Raw genomic sequence first — 23,561 nt, 5'->3', positions numbered from 1 at the left:
CATTTGGCGCCCGAATCCCGCGTGGAAAAGGGCGCTAAGTGGCGGCTCGCGCTGTTTCTCGACGCTTAACGACGACGGCGACCCGCCCGCTCAGGGTGAGTCGCCGTCGTCGTATCCGAGTCAGCGTCAGGCGCCGCCGATCTCCTCCGGCTGCCACTCGCCGTTGACGAGGTAGCTGACCTTGCGGGCCACGGAGACCCCGTGATCGGCGAAGCGCTCGAAGTAGCGGCTGGCCAGGGCGACGTCCACGGAGGTGGAGGCGTTGCCGGACCAGTCGGCCGCCGCGACGGCCTTGAAGACGCCGGCGTGAAGTTCGTCGACCTCGAGGTTGAGCCGGACGATCTGGCGGGCCACGTTCAGGTCGTGGGTCTCGAGGAGTTCGGCCACCTTGTTCGCGATCTGGATGTCCAACTCGGCGAAGGAGCGGAAGGTGTCCCGCAGGGACTCCGGGATGACCGGGGCCGGGTAGCGCAGGCGGGTGAGCTGGGCGATGTGACGGGCCAGGTCGCCCATGCGCTCTAGGGAGGCGCTCATGCGCAGGGAGCTGACGATCATGCGCAGGTCGCTGGCGACGGGGCCCTGGAGGGCCAGGATGTCGATGGCCTTCTCGTCGAGGGCGTTCTGCAGGAAGTCGATGCGGGCGTCCGCGGCGATCACGTCCTGGGCGAGGTCCACATCAGCGGTTTCAAAGGCCTGCGTGGCGTTCTGGATGGCGGTCGCCACCAACTTGGAGATTTCAACGAGCTCATCGCCCACCTGGGCGAGCTCATCCTGGAAAGCCTTGCGCACTGACGGCGTCCTTTCGTATGGCTGCGTGCCGCAGTGACGCCCCGTCCGGGGAGCGCCCCCAACACGCTGGTGGTCCAGCTACTTACAGTGTCAGCAGGCCGTGAATAGTGCACGTCCTGAAAGTGAACGTTAGTTGAACCGGACTGCTCCGCCCCGCAATCTGGCCGGATGCCGTCATGCCGGACCGTAAGCTGGGGATGTGGATCCTCTGCTCATCGGCGTCATCGCGGGCCTCGTCGGCTTGTGCCTCGGTGTCTTCGGCGTCCTCGCGTTCCGTGCGAGTGAACATCAGCGCACCCTGGTGGATGACGAGCTGGACGAAGCGCAGCTTCCGGAGGGCGCCGCGGAGGTCCTGAGCGTCCTGGGCCGGGCCTTCGTGATCGTGGATGACATCGACGGCGTCGTGCGCGCCAGCCCTGCCGCCTACGCCTACGGCCTGGTTCGCGGCCACACCGTGGTGCACCACCAGCTGCTCGAGATGACCGCGAAGGTGCGCCGTGACGGCGTGGTCCTGGAGGGCGAATTCGAACTGCCCCGCGGCCCGCTCGGCGCCGGTTCCATCATCGTGCAGGTGCGCGCCGCGGCCCTGGGTGACGAATACGTGCTGCTGCTGGCGGATGACCGCACCGAGATCACCCGCACCGAGGAGATCCGCAACGACTTCGTCGCGAACGTCTCCCACGAGCTGAAGACCCCCGTGGGCGCCATCTCCCTGCTCGCCGAGGCGCTCGAGGACTCCTCGGATGACGAGGTGGCCGTGCGCCGCTTCGCCAAGCGCATGCACAAGGAGGCCTCGCGTCTCGCGGACCTGGTGCAGGACATCATCGAACTGTCCCGGTTGCAGGGAGCGAACATCGCGCTGCAAGGCACCGTGGTGGACATCAACCACGTGATCGCCGACGCCGTCGACCGCTCCAAGCTTCCTGCGGAGAGCAAGAACATCACCCTCGTCGTCGGCAGCGCCGGCACCGACGCCCGCGTCTTCGGCGATCCGGACCTCCTGACCACGGCCTTCCGCAACCTCATCGACAACGCCATCCGGTACTCGCCGGAGAACACCCGGGTGGGCATCGGCATCCGTTCGCGCGAAGGTCTCATCGCCGTCTCGGTGACCGATCAGGGCGACGGCATCTCACCGGAGGACCAGGAGCGCGTCTTCGAACGGTTCTACCGGGTGGACGCCGCCCGTTCCCGTGCCACCGGCGGCACGGGCCTGGGGCTCAGCATCGTCAAGCACGTCGTGTCCAACCACGGTGGCGAGGTGTCCGTCTGGTCTCAGCCGGGCCAGGGTTCCACCTTCACCGTCCGCCTTCCCGAGATGGAGGGCCGCGAGTCCTCCGACGACGCGGGGAGCCCGGAGGAAACCCACGAGGCCGGCAGGACCGGCCGCCGCAACGCTCATCAAAGCAGCGCTCATCACGAAGGAGTCCAGGCGTGAGCCGCATTCTGATTGTGGAGGACGAGGAGTCCTTCAGCGACCCGTTGTCCTACCTGCTCGGCAAGGAGGGCTTCGAGGTGGAGGTCGTGGACAACGGCCTCGACGCCATCACCGAATTCGACCGGAACGGCGCGGATCTGGTGCTGCTGGACCTCCAGCTGCCCGGCCAGTCCGGCACCGAGGTGTGCCGGCAGCTCCGTCAGCGGTCCTCGGTCCCGGTCATCATGCTGACGGCCAAGGACTCGGAGATCGACAAGGTGGTGGGCCTGGAACTCGGCGCGGACGACTACGTCACCAAGCCGTACTCGTCCCGGGAGCTGGTGGCCCGCGTGCGGGCCGTGCTGCGCCGTCAGGGCGAGCCGGAGGAGCTCATCACCACCACCGTCCAGGCCGGCCCGGTGCGCATGGACATCGAACGGCACGTGGTCAGCGTCGGCGGCGAGCAGGTCTCCCTGCCCCTCAAGGAGTTCGAGCTCCTGGAGATGCTCCTGAGGAACTCCGGCCGTGTCCTGACCCGTGGCCAGCTGATCGACCGGGTGTGGGGCTCCGACTATGTGGGGGACACCAAGACCCTCGACGTCCACGTCAAGCGCCTGCGCAGCAAGATCGAGCCCGACCCCTCCGCACCCCGGTATCTGGTGACCGTCCGAGGGCTGGGCTACAAGTTCGAGCCGTGAGCACTGGGCCTCGGATCACCGGGTCCCGGGAGTCCCGGGGCGGCTGACGGAGGGCGCGTGCCGGGAAGGCTTGCGGAAAGCGTCCGCGGAAAACGCTGAAGGAGCGGTCCCGAGGGGCCGCTCCTTCAGCGTTGGTGGTGCCTGACGTGCTCCGGCGCGGAGGCTCTAGCGTCCGCGCCGCTGCGAGCTCCAGTACAGGGGCCCGCCCAGCGCGACGGCCAGGAAGGCCACCGTCAGGACGAGCTCCGCGAGAAGCAGCATGAACACGGCGGTGACGCCGAGGTTCAGGGCCACTCCGCCGAGCGCTCCCAGACCGACCATGAGGGCGGCCAGGATGGCCAGTGCCAGGAGGTAGGCGCCGAAGAAGCGGCCGGGGGTGTCGAGGCGTGCCAGCTGGCGGCTGATGGACCGCGGCTGGACCAGGTTCAAAATGGTCATAGTCGTCCTCTGACAGAAAATTCCAGGGAAGGGGCGGCTCAAGCCGCACCTCTTATTCTTCCGCACCGGCGTCCCCGTGGCACCTGTTGGACGGCTGACGCGGCTGTGTGTTTGCTCACAGGGTTTCCGGGGGCGTCCGCAGGGGTTCCTCCGCGTCCGCCAAGCCGCGCCTCCGGGCGGGAAAAACGTCCCTGAGGGGGAACGACGACGGCGCGGCCCCCGGCAGTGAGCAGGTCACCGCGCGGGGTCCGCGCCGTCGTCGTGCGGGCCGGAGTCCGGCCGTAGGCCGAAGCCGGCTGAAGGCTAGTGGCCGCCCTCGGTGGTGGAGGTCGACTCCGGGGTGGCGGAGGTGGTGGGCTCGGCCTTGGTGGAGGCGCCCGGGGTGGCCTTGGGGGCGGGGAGGTACTGCTTGTACTCCTTGATGGTGCCGTCCAGGACGGGGACCTTCACGTCGTCGGTCTTGCCCTCACCGGAGAACTGGAGGCTGACCAGGGAACCCGGAGCGCCGCCCGTGGTGCTGAGGATCGCTGCGTCGCTCTTCTCGTTGAGGGACACTTCGTCGTTCGCCTTGACGCGGACCTGGGTCTGGGAGCCCTCGGCGCCGTTCACCGTGACGGTGACGTCCTGCTTGCTGCCGTTGAAGATGCTGCCGAGCAGGCGGCCCGGGTTCTTCTCGCCGTCGCTGACGAGCATGACGTTGCGGACCTTGATGTCGCCGAACTGGGCGTTGACGCCGTCCGATGCCGCGTACTGGTGGGTCGTCTGCTGGGCCGAGGTGGCGGAGCAGGCGGTGGTGGCGGCGAGGAGTCCGAGGCCCAACGCTGCGGCGGCCAGGGCGCGCTTGCCGGGCTTGACGGTCTGGGGGGCAGTGGAACGCACTTTACGTAACTCCTTGCACGAGTGAATGAGAGCTCTTTGCTGACAGTTTATCGGCAAATGGGACAGGCCCGGGTTCAGCGGGGCCGGGCCCCTGTTACACGGGGACCCGGATGCACCTTTTTGCCGGTCCGTCAAGTCACGTGACGAACCTGTGAGTGGGCCTGGATCCTTGATATTTCAAGGAAGAGCGGCATCCGGCCCGGGAAGTTGCGGCGCTCACACGTGGTAAACTGGAAGTCGGGAAAGGGGATAATCCACATGGTTTTTGAAGTCGGCGAGACGGTTGTTTACCCTCACCACGGTGCTGCGAAGATCGAAGAGATCAAGATGCGCACCATCAAGGGCGTTGAGAAGATGTACCTCAAGCTCCGCGTAGCCCAGGGCGACCTCACCATTGAGGTGCCCGCTGAGAACGTCGATCTGGTGGGCGTTCGGGATGTCGTGGGCAAGGAAGGCCTGGAGCACGTTTTCGACGTCCTCCGTGCCGAGTTCACCGAAGAACCCACCAACTGGTCCCGCCGTTACAAGGCGAATCTGGAGAAGCTGGCTTCCGGTGACGTGATCAAGGTCGCCGAGGTCGTGCGTGATCTCTGGCGCCGTGACCAGGACCGCGGCCTGTCCGCGGGAGAGAAGCGGATGCTGTCGAAGGCGCGTCAGATCCTGATCTCCGAGCTGGCCCTGGCCGAGAAGACGGACGAGGAGCACGCTGCGAACGTTCTGGACGAGGTTCTCGCCTCGGACGTGAAGGCTTCCTAGCAGTCCCTGCAGGGTTTTCCGAAAGATCTGTTTTGTGAAAGGCCCGTCCGGTGCACCAGCACCGGACGGGCCTTTCGCTGTTCGGGGTCCCTGGTGTTGTCAGGAGCTCGTTCCGCGCCGCGACGTGAGGACGATCCCCGGTGCGGGCATCATCCGCCCGTCCCGGTCCGCCTCGATCGTCACCTCGAGCCGTGACGTGCCGCTGGGCTCGTCCGTCGGGAACCAGGACCGGCCGGGAGTGACTAGGAGGAGCATCCCGTGCACGGTGCCGAGAGGCTGGAACGACGCCGATCCGCGGCCGTAGTCGGGAAGACCGAAGGCCGCACGGATCCCGGCCGCAGTGGCCTCCACGTCCGCGACCGGCACTCCGGCCTCGCTGATGTTCTGGATGTCGGCCGCCGTGAAGGGGTGGTCCCGGTCGTCGGGGATGTCGCGCCGGATGATGAGTTCCAGGATGTTCCCGTCAGGATCTGCGAAGTAGAGCGACCGGGCGTTCCACACGGCCGGCATGTCGAACTCGTCCTGGCCGTCGGCGTCCCGGAGCAGCGTGACCCGCGAACTGAGCCAGAGCTTGGCGCTGGGGAGCTGCCTACGGGGGATCGTCCACGCGAGGTGCTGACGGCCCGGCCCCGTGGGGCCCTCCCGGAGCCGCAGCTCGGAAGTGCCGATCCGGACGAGAAGCCCGGCGTCCTCGCGGTGGACCGGGAGCCCGAGGAGCTCTCAGTAGAAGGTTTCCGCGCGCTGGAGGTCGGAAGTGTTGAAGGCGACTGAAGTGATCCGCATGGTGCCAGCCAACCGCCTCAACCATGGTTGAGGTCAAACGTCTGCTGCCGCCGGGCGCCTCCGCCGCGACTACGCTGGCTCTATGACTTCTGTTTCACGGCTCGGGGTGGTGGTCCTGGCGGCCGGCTCCGGGCAGCGCCTGGGATTCGGCATCCCCAAGGCCCAGGTCCTCCTGGGCGACGAACCGATTCTGCGGCACGCCCTGTCGGGAGTGGTGGCCGCGGGCGTCGCGGACGCGATCGTGGTCGCGCTCCCCTCCGCGGACGCCGGCGACGGCGCCGCGCTGCGGGAGGTCGTGGAGAACTTCCGCGCGGAGCACCCCGGTGCGCCGTGGAGCCTCTCCGTCGTGGAGGGCGGCGCGACCCGCTCGGACTCGGTGGCGCGCGCGCTCACCGTGCTGGACGACGTCGAACACGTCCTGGTGCACGACGCGGCCCGGCCGCTCGTCCCGGTCCAGGTGTTCCAGCGGGTGGCCGACGCCCTGCGGGCGGGTGCCCGGGCGGTCATCCCCGCCATCCCCGTGGTGGACACCATCAAGCAGGTGCACGCGGGGCACGGCGCGGACGCGGAGATCGCCCCCGAACTCGTCACGGGCAACATCGCACGGGAGACGCTGCGGGCCGTCCAGACGCCCCAGGGCTTCAGCCTGGCCGCGCTGCGGGCCGCCCACGAGGACGCGCAGTACCTCGATGACCGGCAGGCCGCCGCCATCACGGACGACGCCATGCTGCTCGAGTCCCGCGGAATCCCGGTCCACGTGGTGGCCGGTTCCAGCTACTCGCTCAAGATCACCACGGCAGTGGACCTGATCCTCGCCGAAGGCCTGCTCGAAGGGCCGCTCGCCGGGCGCTGGGTGGGGGAGGCATGATCATCCCGCGCACCGGCGTCGGCGTCGACGCACACGCCTACGCCCCCGAGGACGCGCCCCGGCCCCTCTGGCTCGCCGGTCTCCACTGGCCGGGCGAGAGGGGACTGGACGGGCACTCCGACGCGGATGTCGTCGCCCATGCCGCGGCAGACGCGCTGTTCTCCGCGGCCGGGCTCGGCGACCTCGGCACCCACTTCGGCACGGGCCGCCCCGAGTTCGCCGGCGCCTCGGGCGTCCGACTGCTCACCGAGGCCGCACGGCTCGTGCGGGAGGCGGGATTCGGGATCGGCAACGTCGCCGTGCAGCTCCTGGGCAACCGCCCCAAGTTCTCGCCGCGGAGGCTTGAAGCGGAAGCGGTGCTGAAGGAGGCCGCCGGAGCACCCGTCAGCGTGTCCGCCACCACCACGGACGGCCTCGGCTTCCTGGGCCGCGGCGAAGGGCTCACCGCGGTGGCGACAGCTCTCGTCTATCCGCTCCCGGAGGACGGGGCCTGAGCTCGTCCCTGGGGTCCGTCCCGGCGCAAATGGCGGGGACGGACCCCAGGGCATAGGCTTTGGCAGGTGACACTGCGTTTCTATGACACGGCCTCAGCCCAGGTCCGCGAATTCCAGCCGCTCGAGCCCGGCAAGGCGAGCCTGTACTACTGCGGCGCCACCGTCCAGGGCCTGCCCCACGTGGGCCACGTCCGTTCGGCGATCGCCTTCGACCAGCTCACCCGCTGGCTCCGCTACCGGGGCTTCGAGGTGACCGTGGTCCGCAATGTCACGGACATCGACGACAAGATCCTCGCCAAGTCCGCCGAATCCTTCGAGGACGGCTTCGTCCCGGACGGCGACCGCCCGGCGAAGGAACCGTGGTGGGCCTTGGCCTACCGCTACGAGCAGGCGTTCCGCACCGCGTACGAGACGCTGGGAGTGTCCGCGCCGAGCTACGAACCGCGCGCCACGGGCCACATCCCGGAGATGCACGCGCTCATCGCCCGGCTCATCGAACGCGGCCACGCCTATGCCGCCCCGGACGGCTCCGGCGACGTCTACTTCGATGTCCGTTCGTGGCCCGAGTACGGATCGCTGACGCACCAGCGGATCGACGACATGCAGGCCGCCACCGACGCCGACCCGCGCGGCAAGCGCGACCCCCGCGACTTCGCGCTGTGGAAGGGCCACAAGGCGGGCGACCCCGAGACCGCCGCCTGGGATTCCCCCTGGGGCCGCGGACGCCCGGGGTGGCACCTGGAATGCTCGGCCATGGTCACCAAGTACCTCGGCCCCCGCTTCGACATCCACGGCGGCGGCCTGGACCTGCGCTTCCCGCACCACGAGAACGAACTGGCCCAGTCCGCGGCGGCGGGCGACGGCTTCGCGAACTTCTGGATGCACAACGGCATGGTCACGTACCAGGGCGAGAAGATGTCCAAGTCGATCGGCAACACGGTCAGCCCGGAGGAGATGCTCTCCCAGGCGAGCCCCCGCGTGGTGCGCTACTACCTGGGCCAGGCGCAGTACCGTTCGGTGCTCGACTACAACCCGGGCTCGCTCGTGGAGGCCGCGTCCGCCGTCGAGCGCATTGACGGTTTCATCAGCCGCGCGCTCCGCTCTCAGTCGCAGGGAAACGGGACGTTCGGTCACGTCAGTCACGGCCTGGTGCCGGACGACTTCGCGAAGGCCATGGATGACGATCTCAATGTGCCGCAGGCTCTCGCCGTGCTGCACGAGACCGTCCGGGCCGGGAACGCCGCCCTCGCCGCGGGGGATGCCGAGACGGTCCGGAGCGCGCTGGACTCGGTGCTCGCCATGACGCGGGTTCTGGGACTGGACGACGTCGCGTCCACGGGCGCCGCCGAGGGGCCGGCGCTGGAGGCGCTCGACGCGCTGGTGAGGGCCCAGCTCGAGGCCCGGGCTGCCGCTCGCGCGGCGAAGGACTGGGCTGCTTCGGACGCCATCCGGGACGGGCTGGCCGGGGCCGGTGTGGTCGTGGAAGACGGTCCGCAGGGGGCTTCCTGGAGCCTGCGTCAGGACTGACACGAGTTGAACCGTAAAATGGTGCAGGTCCGCAACACTACTGCAGAGGTGAATCATGGCCAAGATCGGCCGTTCCGGCGCTGTCCGTAAGCACAAGAAGGGCGCCTCCGTGGGTACTGGGGGCCATGGCCGCAAGTCGCTCGAAGGCAAGGGCCCCACGCCCAAGGCGGAGGACCGCACCTATCACAAGGCGCACAAGAACAAGGTCCTCGCCGAGCGCGCGGCCGCCAAGCGCGCCGGGGGAGACACCCGTGCCCCGCGTCGCGCCAGCGGTCCCAAGGGCCGTGCCACCGAAGAATTCGTGACCGGCCGCAACTCCGTGGTCGAGGCGCTGCGCGCGGGCATCCCCGCCAAGACGCTGTACGTGGCCATCCGCATCGATGTCGATGACCGCGTCAAGGAAGTCCTGAAGCTCGCGGCCGAGCGCGGTGTGCCGATCCTCGAAGCCGGCAAGCCGGAACTGGATCGCCTCACCGAGGACGCCGTCCACCAGGGCCTCGCTCTGCAGGTGCCTCCGTACGACTACGCGGACCCCTACGATCTCGCCGAAGAGACCATCGAAGCATGGCGCAAGGGTCACATCGCCAACCCGCCGCTCTTCGTCGCGCTGGACGGCATCACCGATCCCCGCAACCTCGGCGCCATCATCCGCTCCGTCTCCGCTTTCAGCGGTCACGGCGTCGTGGTGCCGGAGCGCCGTGCCGCGGGCATGACCGCGGCCGCCTGGAAGACCAGCGCCGGCGCGGCCACCCGCGTCCCCGTGGCCCGGGCCGGCAACCTGAACAACACCTTGAAGGCGTTCCAGGAGATGGGCATCTTCGTGCTCGGCCTGGACGGCGACGGCGAAGTCTCGCTGCCCGACCTCGAGCTGGCCACCGAGCCGATCTGCCTCGTGGTCGGTTCCGAGGGCAAGGGTCTGAGCCGTCTGGTCCGCGAGCACTGCGACCAGATCGTCTCCGTGCCGATCGACTCCGCCATGGAGTCCCTCAACGCAGGCATGGCCGTCGCCATCTCCCTGTACGAAGTCTCCCGGCGCCGTTCCCACACCTGACAGTCCCATGAGCAATCCCATCACCATGCCCCTGGAATTCGTGGTGACGGCCTCCCGGCCGTTCCCGCTGGGCGTGACCCCGGCCCGTCAGGCCGACCAGTACGCCCCTGACACCGTCAATGTGGCGGTGTTCGCCCCCGGGCTGACCGCCGTCGACGTCCACCACCTCGGCCAGGACGGCCAGTGGCACCGCACGCGCCTGACGGAGAAGAGCGGCGGGGTCCACCACGGCCTCGTGCCTCGCTTCCCACTCGGCACGAAGTACGGGTTCCTGGGGCCGGAGACGGCCGCTCGCCTGACGGGCAGCCACCTGATGCGGCGCGACGACGACGGCGCGCCGCACTCCAGCGTGCCCTCCGGCCTGCTGCTGGACCCCTACGGCCGGGGCGTGGACATGGTGGATGGCTCGCTCGTGTCGATGCGGATGCACCAGGACTTCGACTGGGGCGCCGACCGGCGCCCCAACACCCCGTGGCGGGACACCGTGGTCTACGAGGCCCATGTCCGCGGGCTGACCAAGCTGCACCCGGACATCCCCGAGGATCTCCGCGGCACGTACGCCGGTCTGGCGAACCCCGTCATGGTGGATTACCTCAAGGAGCTCGGCGTGACCGCCGTGGAACTGCTCCCGGTGCACTTCCACCTGGACGAGGCTCACCTGGAGAACGTCGGCCTGACGAACTACTGGGGCTACAACACGGCGTCCTTCTTCGCTCCGCACCCGGACTACGCGACGGAGGCGGCCCGCGCCGCCGGCCCCGGCGCGGTCCAGGACGAATTCAAGGGCATGGTCAAGCTCCTGCACGCGGCGGGCATCGAAGTCATCCTCGACGTCGTGTACAACCACACGTCGGAGGGCGGCAAGGACCTGCCGGCGCAGAGTTTCCGTGGCCTGGGGGACGGGACCTACTACCGTCACGACGGCAACGGGAACTACTACGACACCACGGGCTGCGGGAACTCCCTCAACTTCGGTGAGCCGCGTGTGGTGCAGCTCGTGCTGGACTCCCTGCGCCACTGGGTGCAGGACTACCACGTGGACGGTTTCCGATTCGACCTGGCCACCACGCTGTGCCGGGACGAGAACAACCAGTTCGATCCCAAGCACCCCTTCCTCGTGGCACTGGCCGCGGACCCGGTGTTCCACGAGGTCAAGCTCATCTCCGAGCCGTGGGACGTGGGTCAGGGCGACTCCTGGCAGACGGGTCGCTTCCCCTTCGGCTGGGTGGACTGGAACGACCGCTTCCGGGACACCGTGCGCTCCTTCTGGCTGTCGGAACGCGCCGCGATCGACGCCGGCCACCAGGGCCGGAGCGTCTCCGCACTGGCCGATGTGGTGTCCGGCTCGGCGTCGCTCTTCGCGCCGTCCGGCCGCAACCGGCTCGCGTCCTTGAACTTCATCACGGCGCACGACGGCTTCACGATGCGGGACCTGGTCTCCTACGACCGGAAGCACAACGAGGCCAACGGTGAGAACAACCGCGACGGTAACGACAGCAATTTCAGCTACAACCACGGCTACGAAGGCCGCACCGAGGTCGAGCCGCTCCTGGCCCAGCGCGCGCTGACCAGCCGGAACCTCATGACGACGCTCATGGTCTCCCTGGGCGTCCCCATGATCGTGGCCGGCGACGAGCTGGGCCGCACCCAGCAGGGCAACAACAACGCGTACAACCAGGACAACGCCATCACCTGGATCGACTGGACGCCCACGCGGGAGAGTCGGCAGATGCTGCGGGCCACGCAGCGGGCCATCCGGATCCGCCATGAGTTCATGGCGGCGCAGCCGTTCGACTACCCCCAGCGGGACGAGCACTCGTATCTGCACTGGTTCAACCAGGACGGCGAGTTCATGTCCGGCGAGGATTGGAACAACCCGGGCCAGCGCCTCGTGCAGCTGCTGCTCGGGTCCCGGAGGGGCAAGGTCGACGGTCTCGTGGTGATCAACGGTGGCCCGAGCGATCTGGAGATCGTGCTCCCGCGTCTGTCCGAGCTCGGCATCACCGCGGAGCAGGACACCGCGAAGTTCGAACTCCGGCTGTCCACGTCGCTGGTCCACGACGAACGCCGTGGCACCCGGCGCGCGGAAGGGGAGAAGGACCTGGTGGACGCCTTCTCCATGAACATCTACCGACTCTGACCATCTACCGACGCTGAGGTCCTGTGAACCGCAAAACGCTCCTGAGCCTGGCCGGCCTCGTCCTCGCCGCCGTCGTGGCGGGCCTCATCTGGCTCGGCGGCAGCGGCTCGGGCAGCAAGCCGCTCGCCGGCGACGGCGGGAACGCCACGCCCGGCAGCTCGGCCACCCAGCGCCCGGGGGTGAAGAACCCGAGCAGCCTCGACACCGTGAAGGAGTCCGCGCTCCCGGCGGAGGCCCGTCGCACGCTGGAGCTCATCGCGAAGGGCGGCCCGTACCCGTACGACCGGGACGGGATCAACTTCGGCAACTTCGAAGGCGTGCTGCCGAAGAAGCGCAGCGGCTACTACCAGGAGTTCACCGTGCCGACCCCGGGTTCCCAGACCCGTGGGGCCCGGCGCATCATCGTGGGGTTGGAGCACGAGAAGTACTACACCCCGGATCACTACAAGAGCTTCCGCTTCATCCTGGAGGGCCAGTGAGGACCTACCCCGCCGCCACGCACACGCTGAATGAACTCGCGCACGCGAGCCTCGCCGTCGGGCGTGAGCCCTTCGCCGTCCCCGCCGCCGCGGACAAGGCGGGCACCCTGGCCGCCTTCGCCACGGCTCTCGGTTTCCCCGACTGGTTCGGAGGCAACCTGGACGCGCTCAACGACTGCCTGGGGGACTGGGCCGACGCGCTCAGTTCGCCGTCCGCTCTCCTCTGGCAGCGTTCCGCGACGCTCGACGCCGGCACTGCGGCCGCCATCGAGAGCATCCTCGACGAGGCGGAGGCCGGCAGCCCGCACCTCGCCGTCGTCGTCCTCGGCTGAGCGGGCCCGGCCCGGGGAGCAGGATCAGCGGAAGCTTGCGTAAAGGGGCCCCGCAGCCCCTTGCACGGCGAAAGCCGAGTACCCCGCTGCGGGGATAGCAAGCGGAGCTGATCCTGCTCCCCAGGCCACGCCGGCACCGCGGCTACGCGTTGACGACCAGGCCCAGTTCCGCGCTGCTCGCCAGGCCCTCGTGCTGCGGGAAGATCCGCACCGTGTAGCCGAACGCGCCCGAGCGGTCCACCGGGATCGTGCCACGGAAGAGCCAGCGGCCGCCGCCCAGCTCCTCGACCGGGTCCAGGTCCACGCTGCGGGGATCCTTGATCCGGTCGTCATGGCCGGCCCGGCCGTAGGCGGCGGTGACGCGGACCTCGTCCGGGGACAAGCCGTCGAGCGCGACGTAGCTGTTCACCGTGAGGGTGTCGCCGATCTGCGGTGATTCGCCCACACCGCTGCTGTCGACATGCTCCACGTGGACGTTCGGCCAGGAGGCGCGGACCCGCTCGACGTAGGCGGCCAGGTCCTTCGCGAGGGCGTAGCCGTCCTCCGCAGCGTCCCGGCCGGAGACCGCGGCCGGCGTGTAGAGCCCCGAGACATAGTCCTTGACCATGCGGTCGGCGGAGACCGCCGGGCCCAGATGGGCCAGGGTGTGCTTGATCATGGAGATCCACGCCGTCGGCAGCCCGTCCTCGTCCGCCGAGGAGGGACCCGCCGCGCCGGCGTCGGTGGAGAGCGCGGCGCCGTAGAAGCGCGGCGCCACCTGGGTCTCGAGCAATTCGTACAGGGCGGCCGCCTCGATGTCGTCCCGCTCCTCGGGGGATGCGCCGTTGTTCGCGGTCGGGATCGCCCAGCCGTTCTCGCCGTCGTACATCTCATCCCACCAGCCGTCCAGCACCGAGAGGTTGAGCGAGCCGTTGATGGCGGCCTTCATGCCCGACGTCCCGCAGGCCTCGAGGGGCCGCAGCGGATTGTTGAGCCAGACGTCGCAGCCGGGGAAGAGGGTCCGGGCCATGGCGATGTCGTAGTTGGGGAGGAACACGATCCGGTGCCGGACTTCGGGGTCGTCGGTGAAGTGCACCAGGTCCTGGATCATCTTCTTGCCCGCGTCGTCGGCCGGGTGCGACTTGCCCGCGATCACGAGCTGCACCGGGTGCTCCGGGTGCAGGAGGATCCGCCGGAGCCGCTCCGGATCGCGCAGCATGAGAGTCAGGCGCTTGTACGTGGGCACGCGGCGGGCGAAGCCGATGGTCAGGACGTCGGGGTCGAGCACGCCGTCCGTCCAGCCGAGTTCGGCGTCGGCCGCGCCGCGCTTCTTCCACGAGGACCGCAGACGGCGCCGGACATCCGCCACCAGCTTGCCGCGCAGCTCCCGGCGCAGTGCCCAGAGCGTCTCGTCCGGCACGTTGTACGCCAGGTCCCAGCGGCCCAGGGACTCGGCCTCCGGACCGAAGGCGTCCCGGGCGAGGGTGCCGATGCTGGAGTCCACCCAGGTGGGGACGTGGACGCCGTTCGTGACGGAACCGATCGGGACCTCGGATTTCTCGAACCCCGGCCAGAGCCCCGCGAACATCCCGCGGGACACCTCGCCGTGCAGCTTGGCCACGCCGTTGGCGCGCTGGGCCAGGCGGAGGCCCATGACGGCCATGTTGAACTTGCCCGGATCGCCGCCGTCGTAGTTCTCGCGTCCGAGGTTCAGGATCTTGTCGACCGGGACGCCCGGCGCGAGCCCGGCCCGGAAGAAGTGCTCGATCTGTGCCAGCTCGAAGCGGTCGATCCCTGCCGCCACGGGGGTGTGCGTGGTGAAGACCGTCGACGCCCGGCCCGCGGCCAGGGCTTCGTCCCAGCTCAGGTTCTGGCCCGCCATCAGTTCCCGGATGCGCTCGATGCCGAGGAATCCCGCGTGCCCCTCATTCGTGTGGAAGACCTCCGGTGCGGAAGTGCCTGTCAGGCGGGCGTACGCGCGCAGGGCCTTCACGCCGCCCATGCCGAGGAGCAGTTCCTGCTGGAGACGGTGGTCCCCGCCGCCTCCGTAGAGCCGGTCCGTGATGCCGCGTGCGGCGTCGTCGTTGCCCGGGACGTTGGAGTCCAGCAGCAGGAGCGGCACGCGGCCCACCTCGGCGCGCCAGATCTGCGCGAGCAGTTGCCGTCCGTGGGGGAGCGGAAGCCGGACGGTGACGGGCGTCCCGTCCTCCTCCCGCAGGAGCGTCAGGGGAAGGTTGTCCGGGTCCAGCACCGGGTACGTCTCCTGCTGCCAGGCGTCGCGGGACAGGGACTGTTTGAAGTACCCGGCCTGGTACAGGAGCCCGACGCCCACCAGGGGGACGCCGAGGTCCGAGGCCGACTTGAGATGATCACCGGCCAGGATGCCCAGACCGCCCGAATACTGGGGGAGCACTTCGGTGATGCCGAATTCGGGGGAGAAATATGCGATGCGTTCGGGGGCGTCGCCGTGCAGGCTCTGATACCACCGTGGCTCCGTGAGATAGCGGTCCAGATCCGCAGCGGCCGTCTGAATCCTGGCCACCACATCCTCATCCCGCGCCATGGCCCGGAACTCCTCACCCGAGATGGCTCCGAGAAGGGCCACGGGATCGTGCCGGCTCTTGTCCCAGAGCACGGGATGCAGGCTTTCGAAGAGCTGGCGGGTCGGAAGGTGCCAGGACCAGCGGAGATTGTTCGCCAGGCGGGCCAGTGGGGCGATCGGTTCGGGCAGGACGGTTCTGACAGTGAATCTGCGGATGGCCTTCACGTGCGCCACACTAACCGAGTCATCCGACCATCGGAACAGGGGCATGTTTCTTTTTGGTAAATGACGCGTGACGGCGGTTTCTTTCAAATGACCCTTAGCAATCGGCCCTGGTCCGGACTAACGTCGTGGGTGTGAGCAGCACCAAACGAAGCGCCAGCCGAGCCAAGTCCACCCCCGAGCTCCCCGCGTCCAGCGGGATCCCGAGCGGCCTGCGATTCGGCAGGTTCCCCATCACGAATGTGCAGCCGAGCGTCGAGGGCGGTCGCTTCCCGGCCAAAGCCGTTCCGGGCCAGGGCCTCGTGGTGAGCGCCACCGTCTTCCGTGAGGGGCACGATCAGCTGGGCGTCACCGCCGTCCTGAAGGATCCGAAGGGCAAGGTCCGGGAGACCGTCCGTCTTCACCCCGCCCGGGGCGAGCGCGGCCTCGGCACCGATCTGTGGGAGGGCGTCTTCACGCCGACCGCCACGGGCGCCTGGACCTTCCTCATCGAGGCCTGGCATGACCGGTACGGCACCTGGCACCACAACGCGGAGATCAAGGTCGCCGCGGGTGTGGACGTGGAGCTCATGCTCGCCGAGGGCGCCGCGCTGCTCGCCCAGGCCGCCGACGACGACGCCAAGCGCACCGCCGCGGACCGCCGCACCCTCCGCCGTGCCGCCGAAGCGCTCGCGGACTCCCGGCTGACCGTCGAGGAGCGCCTCGGCGCCGGCTTCTCGGACGCCGTGGCCGGCGCCGTCGAGCGTCAGCCGATCCGTGACATGGTGACCGAGTCCGAGGAGTTCCCGATCCTCGTGGAGCGCGCCGCCGCGGGCCAGGGCTCCTGGTACGAGTTCTTCCCCCGATCCGAGGGTGCCAAGCGTGACCCGGTCACGGGGGAGTGGACCTCCGGGAACTTCCGCACGGCGGCCCGCCGTCTGCCCGGCGTCGCGGCCATGGGCTTCGACGTGCTTTACCTGCCGCCCATCCACCCGATCGGCCATGCCCATCGGAAGGGCCCCAACAACACGCTCGTGGCGGGACCGGGTGACCCGGGCTCCCCGTGGGCCATCGGCTCGGCCGAGGGCGGCCACGACGCGATCCATCCGGACCTCGGCACCTTCGAGGACTTCGACGCCTTCGTGGCGGAGGCCGAGGCACAGGGCCTGGAGGTCGCACTGGACCTCGCGCTCCAGGCGAGCCCCGATCATCCGTGGGTGCAGAGCAACCCGGAGTGGTTCACCCGCCGCGTGGACGGCAGCATCGCGTACGCCGAGAACCCTCCGAAGAAGTACCAGGACATCTACCCCCTGAACTTCGACAACGACCCCGCCGGTCTCAGCAAGGAGATCCTCCGCGTCGTCCAGCTGTGGATCAGCCACGGCGTGAAGATCTTCCGCGTGGACAACCCGCACACCAAGCCCGTGTGGTTCTGGGAGTGGCTGATCGGTCGCGTCAACAAGAAGCACCCCGAAGTGGTCTTCCTGGCCGAGGCCTTCACCCGGCCCGCCATGATGCACGCGCTCGGCCGGGCCGGCTTCCAGCAGTCGTACAGCTACTTCACCTGGCGGAACACCAAGGAGGAGATCGAGGAGTACTTCACGGAGGTCTCCCGGGACTCCGCGCCGTTCTTCCGCCCGAACTTCTTCGTGAACACCCCGGACATCCTCACGCAGTACCTCCAGTACGGCGGTCCGGCCGCGTTCAAGATCCGTGCCGTGCTGGCCTCAATGGGCAGCCCGCTCTGGGGTGTCTACGCCGGATACGAGCTCTTCGAACACGTGGCCCGTCCGGGCGCCGAGGAGTACATCGACAACGAGAAGTACGAGTACAAGGACCGTGACTGGGAGGCCGCCGAGGCCGCCGGGCGCTCGCTGGCTCCGTACCTGACGCGTCTGAACCACATCCGGCGTGATCACCCCGCGCTGGGCGACCTGCAGAACCTCACGGTCCACCAGTCCTCGGACGATTCCACCGTGGTGTTCTCGAAGCACAAGACGCTGCCGGACGGCTCCAAGGACACCGTGATCGTCGTGGTGAACGTGGACCCGCACGGCACCCGCGAGTGCACCGTCTCCCTGGACCTGGACGCGCTCGAGCTCGATCCTCAGGACTGGACCGCCTCCCACGGTTTCCGCGTGGATGACCTGATCAGCGGTCAGAGCTGGGAGTGGGGCGAGCACAACTACGTCCGGCTGGACCCGCACGTCGAACCTGCACACATCCTGCACATCCGCCGAGGAGTCTGATGACTTTCAGCCTGCCGTCCGCCAGCAACGGGATCGCCAGCCGGGACCGTTTCGACACCAACGCCCCGGGCCTCGCCCACGACCCCCAGTGGTTCCGCAAAGCGGTGTTCTACGAGGTCCTGGTCCGCGCCTTCGCGGACTCGAACGGCGACGGCTCAGGTGATCTGAACGGCCTGATCGACCGGCTGGATTACCTGCAGTGGCTCGGCATCGACTGCCTCTGGCTCCCGCCGTTCTTCCAGTCCCCGCTCCGGGACGGCGGCTATGACATCTCGGATTACAAGGCCGTGCTGGACGAGTTCGGCACCATCAACGACTTCCAGCGTCTGGTGGGCGAGGCGCATGCCCGGGGCATGCGCGTCATCATCGACCTTCCTCTCAACCACACCTCGGACCAGCATCACTGGTTCCAGGAATCCCGGCGTGACCCGAGCGGTCCGTACGGCGATTTCTACGTGTGGAGTGACACGGACGAGAAATACCAGGACGCCCGGATCATCTTCATCGACACCGAGGAATCGAACTGGACGTTCGATCCCATCCGGCGGCAATTCTTCTGGCACCGTTTCTTCAGCCACCAGCCGGATCTGAATTTCGAGAATCCCGCCGTCGTCGAGGCGATTTACGATGTGGTGCGTTTCTGGCTGGACCACGGGGTGGACGGTTTCCGCGCCGACGCCATTCCGTACCTTTTCGAAGAAGACGGCACCAATTGCGAGAACCTGCCCGGCACGCATCACTTCCTGCGGGATCTGCGGGCCATGGTGGACCGTGAATATCCCGGCCGGATCATCATCGCGGAGGCCAATCAGCCCCCGCAGGAGGTCGTGGAGTATTTCGGCACCGAAGAGGCCCCGGAATGCCACATGTGCTTCCATTTCCCGATCATGCCGCGGCTGTATTTCGCCCTGCGGGACCAGTTGGCCGCGCCGATCGTGGAGTCCATGAAGGACACCCCGGCCATTCCGGCGGGAACCCAATGGGGCACGTTCCTGCGCAACCACGACGAGCTGACGCTGGAAATGGTGACCGCGGAGGAGCGCTCCGCGATGCTCGGCTGGTACGCCCCGGACCCGCGGATGCGCGCCAATGTCGGCATCCGGCGTCGTCTGGCGCCCCTCCTGGACAATTCGCGGTCCGAGATCGAGCTGATCAACGCGCTGCTCCTGAGCCTGCCGGGGTCGCCGTTCCTGTACTACGGCGACGAGATCGGCATGGGGGACAACATCTGGCTCCAGGACCGCGACGCCGTCAGGACGCCCATGCAGTGGACTCCGGACCGCAACGCCGGGTTCTCGATCGCCGACCCGGGCAAGCTCTACCTGCCCGTCATCCAGTCGCTCGTGTACCACTACGGCATGGCGAACGTGGAGGCGGAGGCGGCCCACTCAGGATCGCTGCTGCGCTGGACCCGGCAGATCCTGGCCGTCCGCAAGGCTCATCCGGCCTTCGGCCTCGGCGCCTTCCACCACGTTCCGGCCAATCATGAGTCGGTGCTCGCCTACCGCCGCGAGGTGCTTCCGGACAACGCGGAAGGCGCCCAGCCCGAGACGCTGCTGTGCGTCTTCAACCTGTCCCAGAATCCGGTGGCGGCCGTGCTGGACCTGCCGGAATTCGCAGGACGAGGTCTGCGGGACATCTTCGGCGGACAGCCGTTCCCCAGCGTGGCCGATGACGGGACGCTCGGACTCACACTGTCCGGCAACGGCTACTTCTGGCTCCGGTTCCGCACGGCGGCGCCGGGGATGCAGACGACGGCCATCCCGATCGTGCCTCAGGGCGTGTGACATGACCGCCTCCGCCGACGAGCTCATGGGACTGCTGGAGCACTGGCTTCCGCAGCAACGGTGGTTCCCCGCCAAGGGGAGCACGGTCACGATGTCCGTGGCCGCCGTGCTTCCCGGTGTCTCGCGGCCGGAGCGGCACTCCGAAGTGAGGGTGCTGCGGCTCGCGTATCCCGATGCGCAGGGGTCGCCGGTGGTGACGCTTCTTCAGGTTCCCCTGCTGTTCCTCAAGGCCTCGGACCAGGCGTCCGACGACGGCGCGGGTTTCATCGGCGCAGTCTCCTCGGCCGGTGGCGAGGACGGCTCGCCCGCGGTGCCGGGCTCGTGGCACGTCTACGACGCCCCGCAACGCCGGGAGTATCTGGACGAGGTCCTGGCCAGCACCTCGCTGAACGCCCATTCGGAGAACCCGGGGGAGCACTCCGGCATCCAGGCCCGCCGCGGCCCCGACGCTGCCAAGAGCATCGCGCTGTCAGACCCGTTGTTCTCGATGGATCCCATGCGGAGCGAACAGTCGAACACCTCCATCGTGCTGAATGCCCAGGGTCGCGGCATGATCGTGAAGTTCTTCCGGACCCTCTCCACCGGCCAGAACCCCGAGGTCGAGCTGGGCGCCGTCCTGACCCGCCTCGGCACCCAGGACGTCCCCGCCACGCTCGGCTGGCTGGAGGCGCATTGGCAGGATCAGGGCGTGGCCTACCAAGCCGATCTGGCCGTCATTCACGAGTTCCTCCCGGGCGGTTCGGACGCGTGGGGCGCAGCGCTGGACGCGGCTGCCCGCGGGGGGTCCTTCGCGCGCCAGGCTCACGCCATCGGGCAGGGGACGGCGCGGATTCACCGCCGCCTGGCCGAAGGGCTGCCGGTGTCGACCGCGCCGGAGGGCGTGCTGAGCCGGTTGGCCGCGAGGGTGCGGGACAGCTGGGCTCAGGTGCGCGCCGTCGTCGGGCCGTATGACGCTGAGATCGAAGCGCTGCTCACCTCGCTGTCCGCCGTCCCGGCACAGCCTCAGCGGATCCACGGCGACCTTCACCTGGGGCAGATCCTGACCCTGCAGTCGCCGGCCGCAGGCGCCGAGCGCTGGGTCTTCCTGGACTTCGAGGGGGAGCCGCTCCGGCCGATCTCCGAACGGGCGCTGCCGGACCTGCCGTTGCGGGATGTGGTCGGGCTGCTCCGTTCACTGGACTACGCCGCCGGGGCCGCTCAGCGCCAGGTGGCGGGAGCCGACGTCTCCGACGGGTGGGTGGCCGAGTGTTCGGCGGCCTTCCTGGAGGGTTATTCGAGTGTGGTGCCCGGGAGGATTGACCAGCGTTCTCCCCTTTTCATGGCATTGTGGCTGGACAAGGCCCTGTACGAGGTCCGTTACGAGCAGAGCAACCGCCCCGGCTGGCTGGACATCCCGGTCAGCGCGGCGCGTGCGACGCTGGACGAACTCGCAGGTCCCGACGCGAAAGGGAAACCATGACCCCCACCCCGGAAGCCGCTGCGCCGGCTCCCTTGCCGATCGATCAGGCCACGCTGGGCCAGGTGGCTCATGGTGAACATCACGCTCCGCACTCCGTGCTCGGCGCCCACCTGGACGACCGCGGCGTCGTCACCTTCCGCACGGTCAAGCACCTCGCCGAGGCGGTGACGGTCATTCTCGCCGACGACGCGCGGATCCCCCTTCATCACGAGGGTTTCGGCGTCTGGGTGGGCACCTACGTCTCGCCCGATGGCGCGCATGTGCCGGACTACCGGCTCGAGGTCGCCTACGAGAACGCCGAGACCGTCGTGGTGGATGAGCCGTACCGGTACCTGCCGACGCTGGGCGAACTGGACCTCCACCTGCTGCAGGAGGGCCGGCACGAGACGCTGTGGACCGTGCTCGGCGCCAGGGTGCAGCGCTACAGCTCCGTGATGGGCGAGGTCACGGGCGTCTCCTTCGCGGTGTGGGCCCCGAACGCGCAGGCCGTGCGGGTCATCGGCGACTTCAACTCCTGGGACGGCCGCCAGCACTCGATGCGTTCTCTCGGATCGAGCGGTGTGTGGGAACTCTTCATCCCGGGGCTCGGTCCCGGCACCCGCTACAAGTTCGCACTGCGCACTCGGCATGGTCACTGGGTGGAAAAGGCGGATCCGCTAGCCTTCGGCACCGAGGTTCCGCCCATGACTGCCTCCGTGGTGGTGGAGCGCTCCTATGAGTTCAAGGATCAGGAGTGGATGGCCGCCCGCGCGTCGCGCGATCCGCACAATTCGCCCATGAGCGTCTACGAGGTCCACCTCGGCTCCTGGCGCCTGGGCCTGAGCTATCGCGAGCTGGCGCGGGAGCTGGTCGAGTACGTCCAGTGGCTCGGCTTCACCCACGTGGAGTTCATGCCGGTGGCGGAGCACCCCTTCGGCGGCTCTTGGGGCTACCAGGTCACGTCCTACTACGCGCCGACCTCCCGTTTCGGGCATCCCGACGAGTTCCGCTTCCTTGTGGACGCGCTGCACCAGGCCGGGATCGGCGTGATCATGGACTGGGTCCCCGCGCACTTCCCCAAGGACGAGTGGGCTCTGGCGCGTTTCGACGGTGAGCCGCTCTACGAGCACGCCGATCCCCGTCTGGGCGAGCACCCGGACTGGGGCACGTACATCTTCAACTTCGGCCGCAAGGAGGTCCGGAACTTCCTCGTCGCCAACGCGCTGTACTGGCTCGAGGAGTTCCACGTGGACGCCCTCCGCGTCGACGCGGTGGCCTCGATGCTGTACCTGGACTACTCACGGGAAGAGGGACAGTGGGTGCCGAATCAGTTCGGCGGCCGCGAGAACCTGGACGCCATCAGCTTCCTGCAGGAGACCAACGCCACGGTCTACAAGCGCAATCCGGGAGCCATGACCATCGCCGAGGAATCGACCGCGTTCCCCGGTGTCACGGCGCCGACCTCCCAGGGCGGCCTGGGATTCGGCCTCAAGTGGAACATGGGCTGGATGCACGACTCCCTCGCCTACATCGCCGAGGACCCGGTCAACCGGCGCTGGCACCACAACACCATCACCTTCTCGCTCGTGTACGCGTTCACGGAGAACTTCCTACTGCCGATCAGCCACGATGAAGTCGTGCACGGCAAGGGGTCGATGCTGCGCAAGATGCCCGGCGACCGCTGGCAGCAGCTCGCCAATCTGCGCGCGTTCCTCGCCTACCAGTGGGCGCACCCCGGCAAGCAGCTGATCTTCATGGGCACCGAGTTCGGCCAGGAAGCCGAATGGAGCGAACAGCACGGGCTCGACTGGTGGCTCGCCGAAGGGCCGGATCACCGCGGTGTCCAGCTCCTGGTCAAACAGCTCAACGCCATCTATCAGGACACTCCCGCGCTCTGGGAGCAGGACAACACGGGCGAGGGCTACCGCTGGATCAATGGCGGCGACGCCGACCGGAACGTTCTCAGCTTCATCCGCATCAGCGCCGACGGCGAGCAGCTGGTCTGCGCGGTCAACTTCGGGGGCGCACCCCACCACGACTATGCGCTGGGCTTCCCGGCCGAGGGCGAGTGGGTGGAGATCCTCAACACCGATGCCCACGAGTTCGGAGGTTCCGGGGTCACCAACGGCGGAACCGTGGTGGCGGACAACGGGCCCTGGGACGGCCAGCCGGCCTCGGCGAGGGTGACGCTGCCGCCCCTGGGTGCGGTGTACTTCACAAAACTCGCCTGAGCGCGCGGGGTCGGAAAGGGCCCGTCGGGACGGCTCCGAAGAGTGCCTGAGGCCTGGAATCACGGGGATTCCGGGCCTCGGACGATCCCGGGAAGGGCCCGACGAAGGGGGAGTTGGCACGACCGCCGAACGGTGGTAGAGTTGATACCCGCACCGCAGCGAAGGAAAGCTTCTGAAGAAGTCAACCGGACACGCTGCGGATCGCACAACATTCACCAAGAAATTGTGAGAAGTTGAGCGATTTGCACCGAGGAATTCGGGGTGCTAAGCTTGAAAAGTTGCTTCGGGAACGGCAAGCAGGGCTAACGAGCCGGCTTGGAGATCCGAAAGCAGTCTGTTGTTTGAGAACTCAATAGTGTGTCATGTTTTTTTGATACCAATGTTTTTTGGTAATCACTGGTTCACTGCCCCTGTGGTGGATTGGTGTTTGCTGGGTTTTGAATTTCTTTTTGGAGAGTTTGATCCTGGCTCAGGATGAACGCT

At 68.2% G+C, this 23,561-nt stretch carries 19 protein-coding genes; 14 read left to right on the top strand and 5 right to left on the bottom strand.

Features of this window, described 5'->3' with window-relative positions; all coding sequences use genetic code 11:
* Window positions 1-126: 126 nt before the first annotated feature.
* Complete coding sequence (gene phoU, locus AB6732_RS14470; RefSeq protein WP_370960608.1) at window positions 127-789, bottom strand: phosphate signaling complex protein PhoU; 663 nt, start codon at window positions 787-789, stop codon at window positions 127-129.
* Window positions 790-997: 208 nt separating this feature from the next.
* Between phoU and AB6732_RS14465 the strand changes: the two genes are divergently transcribed.
* Window positions 998-2,227, top strand: a complete 1,230-nt coding sequence (locus tag AB6732_RS14465) for a sensor histidine kinase (RefSeq protein WP_370961025.1) — start codon at window positions 998-1,000, stop codon at window positions 2,225-2,227.
* Window positions 2,224-2,904 carry a response regulator transcription factor gene (locus AB6732_RS14460; RefSeq protein WP_066214974.1) on the top strand — a complete coding sequence of 227 codons (681 nt, stop codon included), beginning with the start codon at window positions 2,224-2,226 and terminating at the stop codon, window positions 2,902-2,904. Before AB6732_RS14465 ends, AB6732_RS14460 begins: the two co-directional genes overlap by 4 nt.
* Before the next feature lie 165 nt (window positions 2,905-3,069).
* On the opposite strand, the gene AB6732_RS14455 is transcribed toward AB6732_RS14460, so the two are convergent.
* Window positions 3,070-3,342 (bottom strand): hypothetical protein, encoded by a 273-nt coding sequence (locus tag AB6732_RS14455; protein ID WP_107004266.1) that lies wholly within the window; start codon window positions 3,340-3,342, stop codon window positions 3,070-3,072.
* Between the two features lie 303 nt (window positions 3,343-3,645).
* Window positions 3,646-4,221 (bottom strand): hypothetical protein, encoded by a 576-nt coding sequence (locus tag AB6732_RS14450; RefSeq protein WP_144630247.1) that lies wholly within the window; start codon window positions 4,219-4,221, stop codon window positions 3,646-3,648.
* 258 nt (window positions 4,222-4,479) lie between these two features.
* On the opposite strand from AB6732_RS14450, the gene AB6732_RS14445 reads away from it, so the two are divergent.
* Window positions 4,480-4,977, top strand: coding sequence for a CarD family transcriptional regulator (locus tag AB6732_RS14445; RefSeq protein ID WP_066214979.1), 498 nt, complete (start codon window positions 4,480-4,482; stop codon window positions 4,975-4,977).
* A 99-nt stretch (window positions 4,978-5,076) separates the two neighbouring features.
* Here AB6732_RS14445 and AB6732_RS14440 read toward each other — a convergent pair whose 3' ends face one another.
* A complete protein-coding gene (locus AB6732_RS14440) occupies window positions 5,077-5,487 on the bottom strand; it encodes a hypothetical protein (RefSeq protein ID WP_370960607.1) in 411 nt (136 codons plus the stop codon).
* Window positions 5,488-5,842: 355 nt separating this feature from the next.
* On the opposite strand from AB6732_RS14440, the gene ispD reads away from it, so the two are divergent.
* The 7 genes from ispD (at window position 5,843) to AB6732_RS14405 (ending at window position 12,651) form a co-directional block, all read left to right on the top strand.
* Window positions 5,843-6,628, top strand: a complete 786-nt coding sequence (ispD, locus tag AB6732_RS14435) for a 2-C-methyl-D-erythritol 4-phosphate cytidylyltransferase (RefSeq protein WP_370960606.1) — start codon at window positions 5,843-5,845, stop codon at window positions 6,626-6,628.
* Entirely contained in the window at window positions 6,625-7,122 is a 498-nt protein-coding gene (ispF, locus tag AB6732_RS14430) for a 2-C-methyl-D-erythritol 2,4-cyclodiphosphate synthase (RefSeq protein ID WP_370960605.1), read from the top strand. The genes ispD and ispF overlap by 4 nt, the downstream gene beginning before the upstream one ends.
* Before the next feature lie 66 nt (window positions 7,123-7,188).
* Window positions 7,189-8,649 (top strand): cysteine--tRNA ligase, encoded by a 1,461-nt coding sequence (gene cysS / locus AB6732_RS14425; RefSeq protein WP_370960604.1) that lies wholly within the window; start codon window positions 7,189-7,191, stop codon window positions 8,647-8,649.
* Window positions 8,650-8,704: 55 nt separating this feature from the next.
* The gene (rlmB, locus tag AB6732_RS14420) at window positions 8,705-9,700 is read left to right on the top strand and encodes a 23S rRNA (guanosine(2251)-2'-O)-methyltransferase RlmB (protein WP_370960603.1); all 996 of its coding nucleotides are present in this window, start codon (window positions 8,705-8,707) and stop codon (window positions 9,698-9,700) included.
* A gap of 7 nt (window positions 9,701-9,707) precedes the next feature.
* The gene (gene glgX, locus AB6732_RS14415) at window positions 9,708-11,840 is read left to right on the top strand and encodes a glycogen debranching protein GlgX (RefSeq protein WP_370960602.1); all 2,133 of its coding nucleotides are present in this window, start codon (window positions 9,708-9,710) and stop codon (window positions 11,838-11,840) included.
* 23 nt (window positions 11,841-11,863) lie between these two features.
* On the top strand, window positions 11,864-12,319 hold the full coding sequence (locus AB6732_RS14410) for a ribonuclease domain-containing protein (protein ID WP_370960601.1): 456 nt from the start codon (window positions 11,864-11,866) through the stop codon (window positions 12,317-12,319).
* Window positions 12,316-12,651 (top strand): barstar family protein, encoded by a 336-nt coding sequence (locus AB6732_RS14405; protein WP_370960600.1) that lies wholly within the window; start codon window positions 12,316-12,318, stop codon window positions 12,649-12,651. The genes AB6732_RS14410 and AB6732_RS14405 overlap by 4 nt, the downstream gene beginning before the upstream one ends.
* Before the next feature lie 142 nt (window positions 12,652-12,793).
* Here the strand turns inward: AB6732_RS14405 and glgP are convergent, their stop codons facing one another.
* The gene (gene glgP, locus AB6732_RS14400; RefSeq protein WP_370960599.1) at window positions 12,794-15,397 is read right to left on the bottom strand and encodes an alpha-glucan family phosphorylase; all 2,604 of its coding nucleotides are present in this window, start codon (window positions 15,395-15,397) and stop codon (window positions 12,794-12,796) included.
* Between the two features lie 197 nt (window positions 15,398-15,594).
* On the opposite strand from glgP, the gene AB6732_RS14395 reads away from it, so the two are divergent.
* Genes AB6732_RS14395 through glgB form a run of 4 tightly spaced genes read left to right on the top strand, consistent with a single transcriptional unit; the run spans window position 15,595 to window position 23,078 of the window.
* Window positions 15,595-17,622 (top strand): alpha-1,4-glucan--maltose-1-phosphate maltosyltransferase, encoded by a 2,028-nt coding sequence (locus AB6732_RS14395; protein ID WP_370961024.1) that lies wholly within the window; start codon window positions 15,595-15,597, stop codon window positions 17,620-17,622.
* Complete coding sequence (gene treS, locus AB6732_RS14390; protein WP_370960598.1) at window positions 17,622-19,409, top strand: maltose alpha-D-glucosyltransferase; 1,788 nt, start codon at window positions 17,622-17,624, stop codon at window positions 19,407-19,409. Before AB6732_RS14395 ends, treS begins: the two co-directional genes overlap by 1 nt.
* 1 nt (window position 19,410) lies before the next feature.
* Window positions 19,411-20,868 carry a phosphotransferase gene (locus AB6732_RS14385; RefSeq protein WP_370960597.1) on the top strand — a complete coding sequence of 486 codons (1,458 nt, stop codon included), beginning with the start codon at window positions 19,411-19,413 and terminating at the stop codon, window positions 20,866-20,868.
* Window positions 20,865-23,078, top strand: a complete 2,214-nt coding sequence (glgB, locus tag AB6732_RS14380; RefSeq protein ID WP_370960596.1) for a 1,4-alpha-glucan branching protein GlgB — start codon at window positions 20,865-20,867, stop codon at window positions 23,076-23,078. The genes AB6732_RS14385 and glgB overlap by 4 nt, the downstream gene beginning before the upstream one ends.
* Window positions 23,079-23,561 lie beyond the last annotated feature (483 nt).

The organism is Arthrobacter sp. RCC_34 (assembly GCF_041360795.1).
Classification (GTDB): Bacteria; Actinomycetota; Actinomycetes; order Actinomycetales; family Micrococcaceae; genus Arthrobacter_E.
Note: the sequence above shows the minus strand (reverse complement) of the source record. Positions and strands in the feature narration are given on the sequence as shown.

Bases quoted from the DNA above. Each gene is read 5' to 3' on its own strand.
- AB6732_RS14455 (WP_107004266.1), bottom strand. From the start codon at position 3,342: ATGACCATTTTGAACCTGGTCCAGCCGCGGTCCATCAGCCGCCAGCTG.
- AB6732_RS14445 (WP_066214979.1), top strand. From the start codon at position 4,480: ATGGTTTTTGAAGTCGGCGAGACGGTTGTTTACCCTCACCACGGTGCT.
- AB6732_RS14440 (WP_370960607.1), bottom strand. From the start codon at position 5,487: ATGCCGGCCGTGTGGAACGCCCGGTCGCTCTACTTCGCAGATCCTGAC.
- ispD (WP_370960606.1), top strand. From the start codon at position 5,843: ATGACTTCTGTTTCACGGCTCGGGGTGGTGGTCCTGGCGGCCGGCTCC.
- ispF (WP_370960605.1), top strand. From the start codon at position 6,625: ATGATCATCCCGCGCACCGGCGTCGGCGTCGACGCACACGCCTACGCC.
- rlmB (WP_370960603.1), top strand. From the start codon at position 8,705: ATGGCCAAGATCGGCCGTTCCGGCGCTGTCCGTAAGCACAAGAAGGGC.
- glgX (WP_370960602.1), top strand. From the start codon at position 9,708: ATGAGCAATCCCATCACCATGCCCCTGGAATTCGTGGTGACGGCCTCC.
- treS (WP_370960598.1), top strand. From the start codon at position 17,622: ATGACTTTCAGCCTGCCGTCCGCCAGCAACGGGATCGCCAGCCGGGAC.
- AB6732_RS14385 (WP_370960597.1), top strand. From the start codon at position 19,411: ATGACCGCCTCCGCCGACGAGCTCATGGGACTGCTGGAGCACTGGCTT.
- glgB (WP_370960596.1), top strand. From the start codon at position 20,865: ATGACCCCCACCCCGGAAGCCGCTGCGCCGGCTCCCTTGCCGATCGAT.